The 14,722-nt window shown below is 64.8% G+C and carries 16 protein-coding genes and 1 riboswitch; of the genes, 8 read left to right on the forward strand and 8 right to left on the reverse strand.

Annotated features, from left to right (window positions below):
• Window positions 1-44 precede the first annotated feature (44 nt).
• The 5 genes from nth (at window position 45) to TGR7_RS13255 (ending at window position 3,590) form a co-directional block, all read left to right on the forward strand.
• Window positions 45-722, forward strand: coding sequence for an endonuclease III (nth, locus tag TGR7_RS13235; RefSeq protein WP_012639183.1), 678 nt, complete (start codon window positions 45-47; stop codon window positions 720-722).
• An 87-nt stretch (window positions 723-809) separates the two neighbouring features.
• Window positions 810-1,367: a sigma-70 family RNA polymerase sigma factor gene (locus tag TGR7_RS13240; RefSeq protein ID WP_041443095.1), complete on the forward strand. Its 558-nt coding sequence runs from the start codon at window positions 810-812 to the stop codon at window positions 1,365-1,367.
• A gap of 21 nt (window positions 1,368-1,388) precedes the next feature.
• A complete protein-coding gene (locus TGR7_RS13245) occupies window positions 1,389-2,087 on the forward strand; it encodes an anti-sigma factor (protein WP_012639185.1) in 699 nt (232 codons plus the stop codon).
• Window positions 2,088-2,210: 123 nt separating this feature from the next.
• Entirely contained in the window at window positions 2,211-2,564 is a 354-nt protein-coding gene (locus TGR7_RS13250) for an HvfA family oxazolone/thioamide-modified RiPP metallophore (protein ID WP_012639186.1), read from the forward strand.
• 564 nt (window positions 2,565-3,128) lie between these two features.
• The gene (locus tag TGR7_RS13255; RefSeq protein WP_012639187.1) at window positions 3,129-3,590 is read left to right on the forward strand and encodes an HvfX family Cu-binding RiPP maturation protein; all 462 of its coding nucleotides are present in this window, start codon (window positions 3,129-3,131) and stop codon (window positions 3,588-3,590) included.
• Window positions 3,591-3,858: 268 nt separating this feature from the next.
• On the opposite strand, the gene TGR7_RS13260 is transcribed toward TGR7_RS13255, so the two are convergent.
• Window positions 3,859-4,284: a DUF1841 family protein gene (locus TGR7_RS13260; RefSeq protein ID WP_012639188.1), complete on the reverse strand. Its 426-nt coding sequence runs from the start codon at window positions 4,282-4,284 to the stop codon at window positions 3,859-3,861.
• Between the two features lie 245 nt (window positions 4,285-4,529).
• A complete protein-coding gene (locus tag TGR7_RS13265; protein WP_049764736.1) occupies window positions 4,530-6,032 on the reverse strand; it encodes a SulP family inorganic anion transporter in 1,503 nt (500 codons plus the stop codon).
• 323 nt (window positions 6,033-6,355) lie between these two features.
• Here TGR7_RS13265 and TGR7_RS13270 point away from each other — a divergent pair, with 323 nt between their 5' ends.
• From TGR7_RS13270 to TGR7_RS13280, 3 genes are all read left to right on the forward strand, one after another.
• Entirely contained in the window at window positions 6,356-6,808 is a 453-nt protein-coding gene (locus TGR7_RS13270; protein ID WP_012639190.1) for a universal stress protein, read from the forward strand.
• 133 nt (window positions 6,809-6,941) lie between these two features.
• Entirely contained in the window at window positions 6,942-7,787 is an 846-nt protein-coding gene (locus TGR7_RS13275; protein ID WP_012639191.1) for an HvfB family MNIO-type RiPP peptide maturase, read from the forward strand.
• Window positions 7,787-8,557 carry an HvfC family RiPP maturation protein gene (locus TGR7_RS13280; protein ID WP_012639192.1) on the forward strand — a complete coding sequence of 257 codons (771 nt, stop codon included), beginning with the start codon at window positions 7,787-7,789 and terminating at the stop codon, window positions 8,555-8,557. Before TGR7_RS13275 ends, TGR7_RS13280 begins: the two co-directional genes overlap by 1 nt.
• An 87-nt stretch (window positions 8,558-8,644) precedes the next feature.
• Here TGR7_RS13280 and TGR7_RS13285 read toward each other — a convergent pair whose 3' ends face one another.
• The 6 genes from TGR7_RS13285 to TGR7_RS13310 all read right to left on the reverse strand — a co-directional run bounded on the left by TGR7_RS13285 (window position 8,645) and on the right by TGR7_RS13310 (window position 13,689).
• Window positions 8,645-9,106 carry a hypothetical protein gene (locus tag TGR7_RS13285; protein WP_012639193.1) on the reverse strand — a complete coding sequence of 154 codons (462 nt, stop codon included), beginning with the start codon at window positions 9,104-9,106 and terminating at the stop codon, window positions 8,645-8,647.
• Entirely contained in the window at window positions 9,103-9,720 is a 618-nt protein-coding gene (locus tag TGR7_RS13290; protein WP_012639194.1) for a TetR/AcrR family transcriptional regulator, read from the reverse strand. Before TGR7_RS13290 ends, TGR7_RS13285 begins: the two co-directional genes overlap by 4 nt.
• Window positions 9,720-10,187, reverse strand: coding sequence for a sulfur carrier protein DsrE2 (gene dsrE2, locus TGR7_RS13295; protein ID WP_012639195.1), 468 nt, complete (start codon window positions 10,185-10,187; stop codon window positions 9,720-9,722). Before dsrE2 ends, TGR7_RS13290 begins: the two co-directional genes overlap by 1 nt.
• A gap of 126 nt (window positions 10,188-10,313) precedes the next feature.
• Window positions 10,314-11,234: an ROK family protein gene (locus tag TGR7_RS13300; protein ID WP_012639196.1), complete on the reverse strand. Its 921-nt coding sequence runs from the start codon at window positions 11,232-11,234 to the stop codon at window positions 10,314-10,316.
• Window positions 11,235-11,333: 99 nt separating this feature from the next.
• Window positions 11,334-11,897, reverse strand: a complete 564-nt coding sequence (locus TGR7_RS13305) for a cob(I)yrinic acid a,c-diamide adenosyltransferase (RefSeq protein WP_012639197.1) — start codon at window positions 11,895-11,897, stop codon at window positions 11,334-11,336.
• Between the two features lie 25 nt (window positions 11,898-11,922).
• Window positions 11,923-13,689, reverse strand: coding sequence for a TonB-dependent receptor domain-containing protein (locus TGR7_RS13310; RefSeq protein WP_148211509.1), 1,767 nt, complete (start codon window positions 13,687-13,689; stop codon window positions 11,923-11,925).
• Between the two features lie 144 nt (window positions 13,690-13,833).
• Window positions 13,834-14,071, reverse strand: a riboswitch (cobalamin riboswitch).
• Window positions 14,072-14,722: the final 651 nt, after the last annotated feature.

Below are 14,722 nucleotides of genomic sequence, written 5' to 3' on the forward strand. Positions count from 1 at the left end.
CCTCTTGTATCTTGCCTCTTGTTACTTGCCTCTGCGTTCATGAGATGAACGCCCATAAACGCCGCCAGATCTTTGAACGCCTGCGGGCGGCGAATCCCCATCCCACCACCGAGCTGAACTACCGCACGCCCTTCGAGCTGCTGGTGGCGGTCACCCTGTCCGCCCAGGCCACCGACAAGGGGGTCAACAAGGCCACCGACAAGCTCTTCCCCGTGGCCAACACGCCCCAGGCCATCCTGGATCTGGGCGTGGACGGGCTCAAGCACTACATCAAGACCATCGGCCTCTTTAACAGCAAGGCCGAGAACATCATCAAGGCCTGCGCCATCCTGGTCGAGCAACACGGCGGCGAGGTACCCCGGGATCGCGCCTCGCTGGAGGCCCTGCCCGGCGTGGGCCGCAAGACCGCCAACGTGGTCCTCAACACCGCCTTCGGCGAACCCACCATGGCCGTGGACACCCACATCTTCCGGGTGGCCAACCGCACCAGGATCGCACCGGGCAAGACGGTGCTCGCGGTGGAGAAGAAGCTGCTCAAGGTGATCCCCGCGGAGTTCCTCAAGGACGCCCACCACTGGCTGATCCTGCACGGTCGCTACACCTGCACGGCGCGCAGTCCGAAATGCCCGGAGTGCCTGATCGCGGATCTGTGTGAATACAAGGACAAGACCCCGCCGCCCGCACCGAGGCCCAAGCGGGTGATGGTCAAACCCCGCAAGTGAATGCCCCGGTCAGGCGCCCCCACCCGCCGGATTCCTCTCCTCTCCAGCTTCTTGTATCGTGTCTCGGCGCCCAAACCCGACACCCCGGTGACCGATCCCAACCCTGATCTGGAAAAACTGCTCTCCGCCTGTGCTCTGGGTGACCGGGACGCGTTTCAGCGGCTGTACCTGGCCACCTCGCCGAAACTCTTTGGCATCGCCGTGCGTATATTGGGGAGCGAGGCCCAGGCGGAGGAGTGTCTGCAGGACGCCTATGTGAAGATCTGGCAGCGGGCCGGGGACTACCGACCCCATCTGGCCAGCCCGGTCACCTGGCTGGTGACCATCGTGCGCAACGGTGCCCTGGACCGCCTGCGTCGCAACCGTCGCCAGCTGGAGCTGGCCGACCCCGCCCACCTGGAATTCCTCATGGACGAACATGCCACGGCCCCGGGCCCGGCCGGCGAGGAGAGCGATGCCGTTCTGCTCAGGGAGTGCCTCAAGCAGCTGCGCGAAGACCAGCGGCGCTGCATCGAGATCGCCTATTTTGAAGGACTGAGCCATGGCGAAGTGGCCGAGCGCACCGGCAATGCGCTGGGCACGGTCAAGACCTGGATACGTCGCGGACTGCAGGAATTGAGGAGGTGTCTCGATGCCTCAGTCTGACACCAACATGAGTATGCGGCCATGAACTACAAGCATCCCGAACTCCGTGAGCGCCTGTCAGCCGAGTACGCCCTGGGCACCCTGCGTGGCGCCGCACGGCGCCGCTTTGAGCGACTCATGGCCCGGGACAGCGAGCTGAGCGCCCGGGTGGCGGCCTGGGAGGAGCGCCTGGCCCACATGGCCTGGAGCAGCGCACCCGTGGTCCGGGTCCCTGATCGCAACTGGTCGGCCATCCAGCAGCGGATTCAGCCCATGCCCAACAGGCAGCGCCCGGGTCTGTGGAACAGCCTGGCCTTCTGGCGCGGACTGGGTATGGTCGCCTCCGTCCTGGCCGTGGTCCTGCTCATCCTGCCAGGGCCACAGCCATCCGCGCCGGATGCCATGCCCGAACGTGTCGCCATGGTGACGGAGGCTGGCAGCGAATCCGCAAGCTGGCTCATCACCGCTGCCGCAGGTGGCCAACAGATCATGGCCCGCGCCATATCCCCACCGGCCATGCCCGAGGGTGAGGTGTGTGTCCTATGGCTGGTATGGCCCGACGGCGCAGTGCGCGCCATCGGCGTATTGCCCGAAGAAGGGGAGATGAGATTGCCCATGCCCGCCATGGACAGACAGCCCTATCAGGCACAGGTCGCCGTCACCATCGAACGCAGCAGTGAGCTGCCCATGACCCGCCCTGCCGGACCCAAGGTGTTTTCCGGCCCCTGGATGCAGCTGTAAGCATCCAGAAAATAGCTTCCACTACCTGAATCCGCCAGACAACGCCACGCGTATCATCCAGTGACTCGATCGGCCTGAGGCATCGGGTCACGACCTCACTATCCAAAGAGAAGGAGCAAGATCATGTCCAACAACATTCGCAAGCCCCTCGGCGCCGCCGCCCTGGGCGCCCTGTTCGTCGGTTCCCTGGCAGCAGCCCCCATGGCCAGCGCAGTCGAGAACCCCTTCGGCATGCAAAGCCTTCAGAGCGGCTACGCCGTGGCCAACAACCACGCGCGCGGCGGTGAGGGCCGTTGTGGCGAGGGTCGCTGTGGTGGTTCGGCCACTCAGCAGCAGGAGCAGCAGCAGGAACAGAAGGGCCGCGAAGGCAAGTGCGGCGAGGGCCGTTGCGGCGGTGCTGCCGCAGGCGACACGAAACAGGAACAGCAGAAGACCCAGGAGGGCAAGTGTGGCGAGGGCCGTTGCGGCAGCCGCTGAAGACCTGCTCTGAAACGGGATTCCCATCCGGCATCACCACTGGCCGCGACCCATCCGGGATCGCGGCCTTTTTTTGCCATATCCCGATCACCCATGCACCGGACTGCCCCTGCTGACGACCCGACGCCGGCGAACACTCACGCCCGCGACAGCGATCCCGGGCAGCCCGTGGCACCTTCTCATACCCCTCCACGGAGCTAGCCCGCATATCTCACCGGTCGGTCACCGGCGGGCGCGTAACAGGCTGAAACGCAAGTGGAATACACTGAAATGGTCGGCAACCTCAGCATGACAGTCTGTTCCCGCCGGAGTCCTATCGCGGTTCAGGCTCGTCTTCGCGTCCGTAGGCTTGCTCTTCACTCAACCCATAGCGATTGCTATGGGTTTCGCTCCAGAGCGGCGCCTACAGACACGAATCCTTCGCCTGCTCCCGCGATCCCGGTGAGATATGCGGGCTCGACCTTCTCAGGCCATACGGCCGTAATACTGCATCCACAGCAGGTTTATCTGCGTACTTACATACGGTGACGACAAACCCGATACGGGCTGAGGAGGCATTACGCCATGTGGTTGATTGAACTGACAAGACGGGTGTTCGGCGGACTGGATCAGGCCGGGCAATGGCTTGCGCCGGTGGGACTGAGACTGTTGCTGGCCTTCGAGTTCGGCCGGGCGGGTCTGGAAAAACTGGGCGGGGACAACTGGTTCGAGTTCATCAAGGATGATTTCATGTTCCCGTTCAACATCATCCCGGTGGGCCTGTCCTGGTTCCTGGCCACCTGGACGGAGATCCTGGCCGCCATCGCCCTGATCATCGGCCTGGGCATGCGCTTCGCCGTGATCTCGCTCATCATCCTGGACATCGTGGCCTGGCACAGCGTGCACGCCGGCAACGGCTACAACGTATGCGACAACGGCTGGCTGCTGCCCCTGTTCTTCCTGGTCATGCTGGTGACCCTGCTGTTCACGGGCCCGGGCAAACTGAGCGTCGATGCGCTCATCAAGCGGCGCCTCTCCGTCCGCTGAGACCTGCGACGGGGAATGCCTTTGCCACAGGACGGCGGCAGGGGACGGCGGGCACGGGACGGCGGGCACGGCCCGCCCTATGAAGTGCATATCGTAAGCTGTGTGGACAGCGGTGAATCTCGGGGCAGGGAAAAGATATCTCTCGCCAAGTCGCAAAGAACGCGAAGACAGGAGAGTTCTTAAAGCTCTTCCTGGCGTTCTTGGCGGCTTTGCGCGAAAACAGATTCGCGGCGGGGAGTCATCGTGAAGCCCATGCCCTGCCTGCGGATCAGGAAAGCCTCTTCACGCACTCCAGATAGGCCTGCTCATCCGGGGGGCGACCGAAGCGCTGGGCCTCCCAGAGCGCGGTGCCGAGGCATTCCATGATGGCGTGCTCGGCCTCGTGGGCGCCCAGCTTGCGCACGGCGTTCTGATAGGCGGCGGTGAAACCGGCGGGACGATTGGTGCCCGCCTGCTCACGGATGGCGAGATGCATGCCCATGTGCAGGAAGGGATTGCTCTGGCCGCCCTCGGGGGTGAACTCGGCTGCGAGCACCCCATCGGGGTCCTCGATCAGCGACTGGTATTCGGGATGCTCGGCCACCAGTTCGGCGATCTGCTTTTCCAGCGGCTCCAGGGCCTCCCCCGCCCGGTGCTTGCGCCAGGCATCGGCGTACATGCGGCGGAGTTGTTCACGGGAGGCTTTTTCAAACATGGCGTGTCGTGTGTACTGAGGGCGGGACAGTATACCCGGCCCTGAAACCGCTTGCCGCAGAGACGCGGAGGCGCAGAAGTTCTTTGACAGGATTTACATGATTAACGGGATTAAGGCAAAGGCTAAAAACCCTTTTCAATAATCCTGTTAATCATGTAAATCCTGTCGATTGAATTGTTTTCTCTGCGCCCCAGCGTCTCTGCGGCAAGTCCTTACATACCGACAAGCGACAAGCAATCAGCGCCTTAATGCCCAATTCCGATGTCCTTGCCCTTGTCATGCAGGGCCAGTTTGTCGTGCAGGTCGCCGCTCTCGCCTTCGGGGCTGAGGACCTCCACCTCGATGCCGTTGCGGCGGAACTTGCTCACCACCTTGTCGATGCCGGCGATGGCGGAGCTGTCCCAGAGCCAGGCATGACGCAGATCGATGATCACCTTGTTCACCTTCTCGCTGTAGTCGAAGGCGGCGATGAACTTGTCCACCGCCACGAAGAACAGCTGGCCGTAGAGGTGGTAGGTGCGCACCCTGGTGGCTTCATCCAGTTCGCTCTCGATCTGGATGGCCTTGGCGATCTTGCGGGCGAAGAACACCGCGCTCAGGAGCACGCCGGCGAACACCCCCTTGGCCAGATCGTGGGTGATCACCACCACGGCCACGGTGACGATCAACACCGTGGCGTCGGTACGCGGCAGGCGGCGCAGACTGGGGATGGAGCGCCAGTCGAAGGTGGCGAAGGAGACAAACAGCATCACCGCCACCAGTGCGGCCATGGGGATCATGGACACCACGTCGCCCAGTACCACGATGAGGAACAGCAGGAACACGCCCGCCGAGAGCGTCGAGAGACGCCCCTGTCCGCCGGATTTCACGTTGATCACCGACTGGCCGATCATGGCGCAGCCGGCCATGCCGCCCAGGAAACCGGTGGCGATGTTGGCGATGCCCTGGCCCTGGGCCTCGCGGTTCTTGTCGCTGGGAGTGTCGGTGAAATCGTCCACGATGGATGCGGTGAGCAGGGATTCCAGCAGACCCACCAGGGCCAGGGCCACGGCGGTGGGCAGGATGATCTGCAGGGTGTCCAGATTCAGGGGCACGTCCGGCAGCAGGAAGACCGGCAGGCCATCGGGCAGGTCGCCCATGTCTCCCACGCTGAGCGTCGGCATGCCGCCGAAGATCACCACCAGGGTCAGCACCACCAGTGCCACCAGCGGCGGCGGCAGGGACTTGGGATAGGCCGGGATCATGGGCAGGCCGTAGATGATGGCGAGCCCCGCGCCCACCAGGAGCCACATGGTGACATCACCGTCGATCAGATAAGGGACCTGAGACAGGAAGATGAGGATGGCCAGCGCGTTGACGAAGCCGACCATCACCGTGTGGGGGATGAACATCATGTAACGGGCCAGCTTGAGCCAGGCAAACAGCACCTGGAGCAGGCCCGTAAGGATGGTCGCAGCCAGCAGGTATTGCAGTCCGTGCTCCGCCACCAGGGTGACCATGAGCAGGGCCATGGCGCCGGTGGCCGCCGAGATCATGCCCGGGCGGCCGCCGGCAAAGGCGATGACCACCGCCATGGAGAAGGAGGCATACAGACCCACCTTGGGGTCGAGACCGGCGATGATGGAAAAGGCGATGGCCTCGGGAATGAGCGCGAGCGCGACCATGATGCCCGCAATCAGATCGCCCCGCACATTGAAAAACCACACCCGGCGGGTCGATGACCAAGCCCGGCGGATCCTGTCCGAAATGTCCACGGACTCGCCCTCTGGAGAAATGAATTCAGGTCACGACCATCTGCGGCAAGCGATGCGACGCGCATTACTGGTGGTTCGATCCGGATGGATCCAGCGAAGAGCCGACCGGCATCAACTTCTGGCCAGCCTGTCTGTAGCGGGAAAGGTTTAGAACCCGGTGTGGCGTCGGCCAGCATGGGCAGACGCGCATTTGTTATGATGCGGGTATCCGACTATCGAGGGGCTGTATTCTATCGGCCAGCCCCGGGCCCATCAAGGCAAGGCCATCCCATCACGAGCCGGCGTCCACGCCGTCCTGACCATTGCAGGGGAAAAACATGCTGCGTCGCGTCCTGATTCCTGTGGATTTCTCGTCCGCCTCCGCCGAGGCCCTGGCGGTGGCCCGCCAGTACTGCCCCGGGGGCGTGAAGCGCCTGCTGCACGTGATCCAGCCCAAGGACCTGGCCCAGTCCAACAGCGGTTCCCCCATCCACGCCAAGGACAGCCGCCGCGCCCTGGAGGAACAGATACTGGAAAAACTGCGCAGCTGGGCCCTGAACGACGACGAGGTGGCCTTCGCCGTGGGCAGCCCCGCCGACGCCATCATGCAGCACGCCGAGGAATGGCAGGCGGACCTGATCGTCATGGGCACCCGAGGACGCGGCACCCTGGCCAACTTCCTGTCCGGCTCCGCCACGGAATACCTGGTGCGCCACGCCAGGCTGCCCATCCTGGTGGTGCACGACGTGCCCATCGACTCGGCCACGGCCTGCCAGTTGCCGCCGAAGTGAGCAAATACAATTCAAGATTCAAGATTCAAAGGCGGGTGCCACCCGCCTTTGAATCTTGAATCTGGTTTCATCGCATCCACTCGCCCATCTCGCCCGTATCCTGAATAGAACCCATCACTGACGGACTACACCCATGTCAGACATCCGATCCTCAGGCGTGCGCCATGCCGTTCAAGGAGCCGGTCTGGGACTGCGCCGGGATCTGATGAAAGAACTGCAGACCGCCGCCCCCGGGCGGGTGGATTTCATGGAGGTGGCACCGGAGAACTGGATTGGCGTGGGCGGTGCCATGGGCCGGCAGTTTCGCGCCTTCACAGAGCGTTACCCCTTCGTCTGTCATGGCCTGTCCCTGTCCATCGGCAGCCCTGCCCCCCTGGACGAGGCCCTGCTGCACGACATCCGGGACTTCCTGGACACGCACGGCATCGATCTCTACACGGAGCACCTCTCCTACTGCTCCGATGACGGGCACCTCTACGACCTGCTGCCCATCCCCTTCACCGAAGAGGCCGTGCACTACGTGGCCGGACGGGTAAGCCGCGCCCAGGACATCCTGGGACGGCGCATCGCCCTGGAAAACGCCTCCTACTACGCCAGTATCGGGGCCGAGATGAGCGAACTGGAATTCATCAACGCCGTGCTCGCGGAGGCCGACTGCAACCTGCTGCTGGACGTGAACAACGTCTACGTCAACAGCGTGAACCACGCTTACGACCCGGTGAACTTTCTCAGGGGACTGCCCGGCGAGCGCATCGTTTATGCCCATGTGGCCGGGCACTACAAGGAGGCCGAGGATCTGATCGTGGACACTCACGGTGCGGACGTGATCGACCCGGTCTGGTCCCTGCTCGACACCGCCTACCGACATTTCGGCGTGTTCCCCACCCTGCTGGAGCGGGATTTCAATTTCCCGCCGGTTGAGCGCCTGCTGGCTGAGGTGGACACCATTCGCCGCATCCAGACAGGGGCGTGGCGCTGATGTCGGAACCGCGTTTCCAGCAGCTGCAACGGGCACTCACCGCGCACTTGCGTGACCCCGAAGGCCATCCGCCGCCGGAGGTCGTTGAGGAGCGGCGCATCCGGGTCTACCGGGAACTGATCTACAACAACGTGGAAGGATTTCTGCGCAACGGCTTCCCGGTCATCCGCAGCCTCTACGACGACACGTCCTGGCACGCCCTGGTGCGGGATTTCCTGCGCAGCCACCGGGCCCACACCCCCTACTTCCTGGAGATCGGCCGGGAGTTCGTGGCCTGGCTGCAGGACGTGCGCACCTCCCAGGGCGAAGACCCCCCGTTTCTCGCGGAACTGGCCCATTACGAATACATGGAAGTGGCCCTCAGCGTGGCCGAGGCCCCGCCGGACTGGGTGCCCGCGGCAGAACAGGACGATCTGCTGGAGATCCGCCCGACCCTCTCCCCCCTAGCCTGGCTGCTGGGGTATCGCTTCCCGGTGCACCGCATCGGCGCGGACCATCGCCCCGAACAGGCTTCGCAGACACCCCATCACCTGCTGGTGCACCGCACGCCACAGGATGGCATCGCCTTTCTGGAACTCAACCCGGTGACCGCCCACCTGGTGTACCTGATCCAGAACAATCAAGACCGCACGGCGCGGAGCCTGCTGGAACAGATAACAGGGGAACTGGGACATGCCGATCCGCAGGTGGTGATCCAGGGTGGCCTGGAGATCCTGGAGGAACTTCGTGGGCGGGAGGTGCTAGGAAGGATGAATGGAAGTGGGAAGTGAGATTGGAAGTCGGAAGTGAGAACAGGGAAGGGCGAAGTGAAAACCAGTGACCGGATTCATAGGTATTCCATTCCCACTTCCCCGTTCTCACTTCCCACTGCCAAACAGCTTCTGCCACCAGCGCCGACGGTTGCCCGTCTGGGGCAGGGCCTCGGGCAGGTCCACGGGCGGGATCAGGGACAGAGTCCAGCCGGGCAGTACGCGCAGGCCGCTGCTGCCGCAACTGCTGCCCAGGTGGTTGGGATCGTAGATCTTCACGAAGCGGGGCTGCTGCAGATCATCGGCGTAGACCACGCCGCAGTAGTCCTCGTCGTGCTCCCTGCGCAGCAGGGCGTCCACTTCATCGATGAAACGCAGCAGGGACTCGGCATCGGCCGGTGACGCGGGCGGCGGTTCACCCACGGCATAGACATACCAGCCCTCCCCGCCCCGCGCGCGCAGACGTTCCCAGAGGGCATCCAGCTGATGCCAGCGCAGCACACCGGAAAAACCGCCCTGGAAGGCGGCGAGGTAGGGGGAATCAGTTTGTCTGGAGCGGGTTTCGCTCAATGGGGTTGCCCGTCGAGCACTGCGGTGACCCAGTGGCGTACACGGGCCATCTCCTCCACCAGCAGGTGGTGATCGCCGTAGGCGTGGGCCAGCAGGGTCACGCCCTGGCTGCGGGTCAGGATCTCGCGGGCAAATTCCGGGGCATCATCCCGGCCCATGGCCTGCAGCTGGGTGGCGATCCACTCGCGGATGGTCTCCAGCAGCGACTGGGCCTGTTCCTTCATCTCGTGGCCGGTCTTGCACAGTTCCGCGCTGAGGGTGCCCATGGGACAGCCATAGCGCACGATGTCGTCCTCGCCGGCGCACAGGCCGGTGAGCAGGGTCATGAGCCGTTCGCGGGGATCATCGTACTGGGCGTTGAGGCCGCTCAGGAGCTTCTTCAGACACTGGCGGCGCCAGTCGATGACCCCTTCGAGCAGGGCATCCTTGGTCTTGAAGTAGTAGTAGAAGTTGCCCTTGGGCACCCCGGCGGCATCGGCGATGTCGCTGAAGGAGGTGGCCTGGAAGCCTTTTTCATAAAAAAGGCGGTCGGCCGCGGCGACGATCCGTTCCCGGTTCTCCGCACCTCGGCCGCCCGCCTCCACAGGCTGACGCTTGTCCGCCTGCTCTGCCATTACATGAACAGGCAGATATCGGATTCGCCGGCGAACTCGAAGAACGCGGCGGCACCGGCATATTCAACACCGTCGATGAACTGGGAAGGATCCATCTCGAACAGGTCCACGGTCATCTGGCAGGCGATCATCTTCACTTCCGCCTCGCTGCACAGCTCACGCAGGTCTTCCAGGCTGGCAACGCCCTTGGAGGCCATCTTCTTCTTCATCATCATGGTCATCATGCTCTGCATACCCGGCAGGGCCTGCAGCAGGACCGGCATGGGCATCGGCATCGGCATGCCCGGATTGCCCAGGGAAGTGACCTTCAGGTCCAGCTTCTTCTTGAGCAGCTGCAGGCCGTAGAAGGTGAAGAAGATCTGCACCTGGTAACCCAGGGCAGCAGCGGTGGAGGCCAGAATGAAGGGAGGATAGCCCCAATCCAGAGAGCCCTTCGTTGCGATAATGGCCAGCTTTTTCTCAGACATGAATCACTCCTGCTAGGGTGGATTGCCCCCTGATCCGGGGGGCTTTCAGCCCCCTCTCTTTCGAGGGATTCATTGACTATAGTCAAGCGTCTGACTTTTTGAAAGTATCCCATTGGGGGGTAGGCGTCAGCCTGCACCCTCCCGGGAAACCATGGCCCACAGCCAGGCCGCGCCCCGCACCCCGCTGGAATCCCCATGCCGGGCGAGCTCAAGACGCGTATCCACCTGATCCGAAAAGATATAGTTGCCCCAGCGGGCCATCACCCCCGGGATCAGCCCGGGCAGCCCGGAGACGCCACCGGCCAGCACGATCACGTCCGGATCGAGGATGTTGACCACGTGGGCCAGACCCCGGGCCAGGCGATCCTGGTGTCGGGCCAGGGTTGCCAGGCAATCCCGGTCTCCCCCGGCGGCCCGCGCCGCGATGGCACGGGTGTCCAGGGCCTCGCCGGTCATGCGCAGATGATCCGCCGCGATGCCCGGCCCCGACAGCCAGGTCTCCAGGCAGCCCTGCCGCCCGCAGTAGCAGGCCGGGCCCGGGCGCTCCTCGTCCCGGGGCCAGGGCAAGGGGTTGTGGCCCCATTCCCCGGCGATGGCATTGGCACCGGTCAGCACCCGGCCATTGACCACGATCCCCGCCCCGGTGCCCGTGCCCAGGATCACGGCGAACACCGTCCCGGCCCCCGCTCCCGCCCCGTCGGTGGCCTCGGACAGGGCCAGGCAGTTGGCATCGTTGGCGAGGCGCACCGGCCGCTCCAGGCGCGCCTCCAGGTCCTCCCGCAGGGGTTGCCCGTTGAGCCACACGGAATTGCAGTTCTTCATGCGCCCGGTGCGCGCCGAGACGGCGCCGGGCGTACCGATGCCCACGGTCGCCGTGGCCCCCAGATCGGTCTCCGCCTCGCGCACCAGGGAGACGATGGTGGAGAGGGTTGCCTCATAGTCGTCCCGCGGCGTGGGCACCCGGCGGCGCAGGTGTTCGCGGCCCTGCCCGTCCAGCACGATGATCTCGGTCTTGGTGCCCCCCAGGTCGATGCCGATGCGGTACATGGGATCGTCAACCCGGCATCGCTGAACACGCGGAGGGCGCAGAGACGCAAAGCACGCAGAGGACTCTGCCCACAGCCCCCACTTCCCAATTCGCCCTTCTCACTTCTCCGCGTCCTTCATCCTTCTGCTTTTCCAGAACACCTCCCCCTCCCCCACCTCCCGGGCCAGCACCCGGGCCATGACGAACAGCAGGTCGGAGAGCCGGTTCAGGTACTGCCGGGACACCTCGGTGACGGGCTCATCCCGCGACAGGTGCACCAGGTGACGTTCCGCGCGGCGGCACACGGCGCGGGCCAGCTGGCAGAGCGCGGCGGCCCGGCCGCCCCCCGGGAGGATGAATTCCTTGAGCGGGGGCAGGGTCTCGTTGATCTGATCCAGGCGCGTCTCCAGCCACGCCACCCGGGCAGCCTGCATCAGGGACTCCCCGGGCATGGCCAGTTCGCCACCCAGGTCGAACAGGTCATGCTGGACCTCCAGCAACAGCTCCGAAAGCTGCACCGGCACCGGCTCGGCCAGCATGACGCCGAGCAGGCTGTTGAGTTCGTCCACGTCGCCCATCACCTCGATGCGCGCCGAGTCCTTGGGCACGCGCAGCCCCGTGGCCAGCCCGGTGCTGCCATCGTCGCCGGTGCGGGTATAGATGCGGGTGAGTCGGTTGCCCATGGCGACCTCTTGGTTGTGTGTTGGATCAGAACCTGCCGCGCAGGGATACGTTCAATGCCTGCCCCGGCTGACGGTAACCGGCCACGGTCTCGTAGTCCCGGTCGAACACGTTGTTCCAGGCGGCGGAGAGTTCCCAGTGACGATCCAGCCGGTACCCCCCGCGCAGGTCCATGGTGACATAGCCGGGCAGTTCGAGGGTATTGGACGGATCGTCATAGCGTCGTCCCTGCCCGATCAGGCTGAGACCGTAGCGCAGTGCGCCGAGGGATCGGTCCGCGTCCAGGCGGGCACTGTGACGTGCGCGACGGGGCAACTGATTGCCGGTCGCCTCGTCCCGGGCATGCAACCAGGTGTAGCTGGCCGCGAGCTGCCAGTCCCGCCCGGCCCACTGCCAGCTGGCCTCCGCACCGGTGATGCGGGCCCGGTTGATGTTCTGCATGGTGAACGTGTCCGTGTCATAGATGATCAGATCACGGACCCGATTCTCGAAGACATTCAGACCCAGCCGGTGGCCTGCCCGGCCGTACTCCAGGCCCGCCTCCAGATTGCGGGCGCGTTCCGGGTCGAGGTCCGGGTTGCCGAGTCCCCAGGGGAAGTACAGGTCGTTGAAGGTCGGTGCCCTGAAGGCCGTGCCTGCGCTGCCCCGGATCCGCCAGGCCTCGTCGAGCCTGTAGGCCCAGGCCAGGTCGCCGGTGCCATGGGTGCCGAAATCGCTGTACCAGTCGTTGCGCAGGCCCGCGCCGAACTGATGGCGGGACCACTCCGAGTGCAGCTGCGCGAACACGGCGCGACTGTCGCGACTGTCCCGGGCAAAGTCCGTGCTGCCGGAGACCTGGTCATGCAGATAATCCGCCCCCAGGCTCAGCTGTGTACGGCTCAACAGCCAGTCCGTCTGCGCGCTGAGATTGCGGCGGCGGGTGTCATAGCGATAACGGCCATCGCCATCCAGGGTGTCGCGCTCATCACGGGTCTCGCCCGCGATCACGCGCCAGCCGCCCGCACTGCCCGCCGGGCCGGAAAGCTGCACCGAGGCGGCCTGCTGGACGAAGTCCTCCTCGTGTGTTCCGGACGTCCACAAGGAGTCGAACTCCGTGCGACCCTGGGCGCGCAACAGCCGCCACTCAAGGTCAACGCCGTTGTCCATACGGTAGCCCAGGCGTGCATTGACGGCATCGTTGCGATAACCGTCATCGTCAGGGTCGCCGCCGCGCAGCACATCGTAGCCGTCGCTGGCCAGGTGACTGGCGCCCAGGTGGTAGCGCCAGGCACCGCTGTCCGCCGAGACGGACGCACTGGCCTGGCGGGTGTTGTAGCGCCCGTAGCCCACCATAAGCTCGCGCACGGGCTCACGCGCCGGGCTGCGGGTGAAGATCTGGATCACGCCGCCCACCGCATCGGCCCCGTAGGCGCTGGCCCTCGGACCGCGCACCACCTCGATGCGCTCGATCTGATCCACCGGGATGAATTCCCAGGCGGCGCCGCCGGCAGTGGCGGAACCCGCGCGCACACCATCCACCAGCACGATCATCTGGTTGGCATTGGCGCCACGCAGGAACACACCGGTCTGCTTGCCGAAGCCGCCACTGGCGCCGACCTGCACACCGGGCAGGCCACGGATCAGCTCCGGCACGCTGTTCGGTTGCAGTCGTTCGATGTCTTCCCGGGTGATGACCGATACCGGGTGCAGGCTGTCATCCACGGTCTGCGCCATGCGCATCGGCGTGGTGACGATGATGGGTTCCAGTTCGTCGGCGGCCTCAAGCGGTGCGACGAACAGGCAGGATGAAAGCACAAACGCCCCGGTGATCCGGGATCTGAAATGAAGCCCTTGCATGGTTGCCCTCCGCAGCCATTGAAATAGGCCGGGTGGACAGATACAGGCGGGCGGCGTCACGGGAGTCGTAACGCCGTTATCCGCCGGACGGCCCACCGCGGTCCGGTTGCAACCCGTCAGGCCGGTCTCCGGGCTCGGGGAGTATCGATCGGATCGATCCCGCGAGACGCCTTCCCACGCGAATGCGCAGTGGCGTGTGTGTCTCGCGGCGCCGCAGGCCATGGCTGGCCGGCGACCCTTCCCTTACCGTTGCGGGGGCAGCGCAGGTTTCTCACCTGCTTCCCGTTTAATTCCACGCCCGAGTGCGTCGGGGCGGAACACCTGGTGGGTTATGTGTGCCGGTCGGGGACCGGCGGGTGTCTCCATCACGGGGATGGATGGGGGCGGATGGTAGCTTGGTGGAGGGGGAATGTGAAGCGGACGTGGTGTATGCGCGTTGCGCGGGTTTAAAGTCAAAGGCTTCCGATCCCCGCGTTGCGGGGCTCGGGTTACTTTTCTTGCTTGTCCAAGAAAAGTAACCAAAAGAAGGACACCCCGATGCCGCACCCGCTGATCGCGGGTGCCCTGCGTTGCTCGGCTTCGAGGGGGTCGCCTGACAGGCCGTCCATGGCCTGGCAGGCGACGCGCCGCGTCCCTGCGGCGCCCCTTCGGGCTGTTTCCCTCGAAGCCTGCGCTACTCGGTGCGGCATAAGGGGGAGGCAGGTCAAAACCGCTTCGATCAGTCTTTGGTTTTCATTGTAGGAGCCCCGACCCCGGGGCGAATGGTGGGAAATTCGCCCCGGGGTCGGGGCTCCTACGAAAGGACAACAAAATACCCAGGTTAAGGAGGTTGCTGCCTTTGACGTCCCCCCCGTTTTTCTCGCCGAGCACGGGGGTGTTCCGGGGTTAAAGCCCGCAGGGGCGCCGCAAGGATGCGGCGCGTCGGCTGTCAGGCCACGGACGGCCTGTCAGCCGACCTCCCCGGAACGCCCCCGCGCGCAGGGCACCCCGC

It is taken from the genome of Thioalkalivibrio sulfidiphilus HL-EbGr7, assembly GCF_000021985.1.
GTDB lineage: Bacteria > Pseudomonadota > Gammaproteobacteria > Ectothiorhodospirales > Ectothiorhodospiraceae > Thioalkalivibrio_A > Thioalkalivibrio_A sulfidiphilus.

Bases quoted from the DNA above. Each gene is read 5' to 3' on its own strand.
- nth (WP_012639183.1), top strand. From the start codon at position 45: ATGAACGCCCATAAACGCCGCCAGATCTTTGAACGCCTGCGGGCGGCG.
- TGR7_RS13245 (WP_012639185.1), top strand. From the start codon at position 1,389: ATGAACTACAAGCATCCCGAACTCCGTGAGCGCCTGTCAGCCGAGTAC.
- TGR7_RS13250 (WP_012639186.1), top strand. From the start codon at position 2,211: ATGTCCAACAACATTCGCAAGCCCCTCGGCGCCGCCGCCCTGGGCGCC.
- TGR7_RS13255 (WP_012639187.1), top strand. From the start codon at position 3,129: ATGTGGTTGATTGAACTGACAAGACGGGTGTTCGGCGGACTGGATCAG.
- TGR7_RS13260 (WP_012639188.1), bottom strand. From the start codon at position 4,284: ATGTTTGAAAAAGCCTCCCGTGAACAACTCCGCCGCATGTACGCCGAT.
- TGR7_RS13270 (WP_012639190.1), top strand. From the start codon at position 6,356: ATGCTGCGTCGCGTCCTGATTCCTGTGGATTTCTCGTCCGCCTCCGCC.
- TGR7_RS13275 (WP_012639191.1), top strand. From the start codon at position 6,942: ATGTCAGACATCCGATCCTCAGGCGTGCGCCATGCCGTTCAAGGAGCC.
- TGR7_RS13280 (WP_012639192.1), top strand. From the start codon at position 7,787: ATGTCGGAACCGCGTTTCCAGCAGCTGCAACGGGCACTCACCGCGCAC.
- TGR7_RS13290 (WP_012639194.1), bottom strand. From the start codon at position 9,720: ATGGCAGAGCAGGCGGACAAGCGTCAGCCTGTGGAGGCGGGCGGCCGA.
- dsrE2 (WP_012639195.1), bottom strand. From the start codon at position 10,187: ATGTCTGAGAAAAAGCTGGCCATTATCGCAACGAAGGGCTCTCTGGAT.
- TGR7_RS13300 (WP_012639196.1), bottom strand. From the start codon at position 11,234: ATGTACCGCATCGGCATCGACCTGGGGGGCACCAAGACCGAGATCATC.
- TGR7_RS13305 (WP_012639197.1), bottom strand. From the start codon at position 11,897: ATGGGCAACCGACTCACCCGCATCTATACCCGCACCGGCGACGATGGC.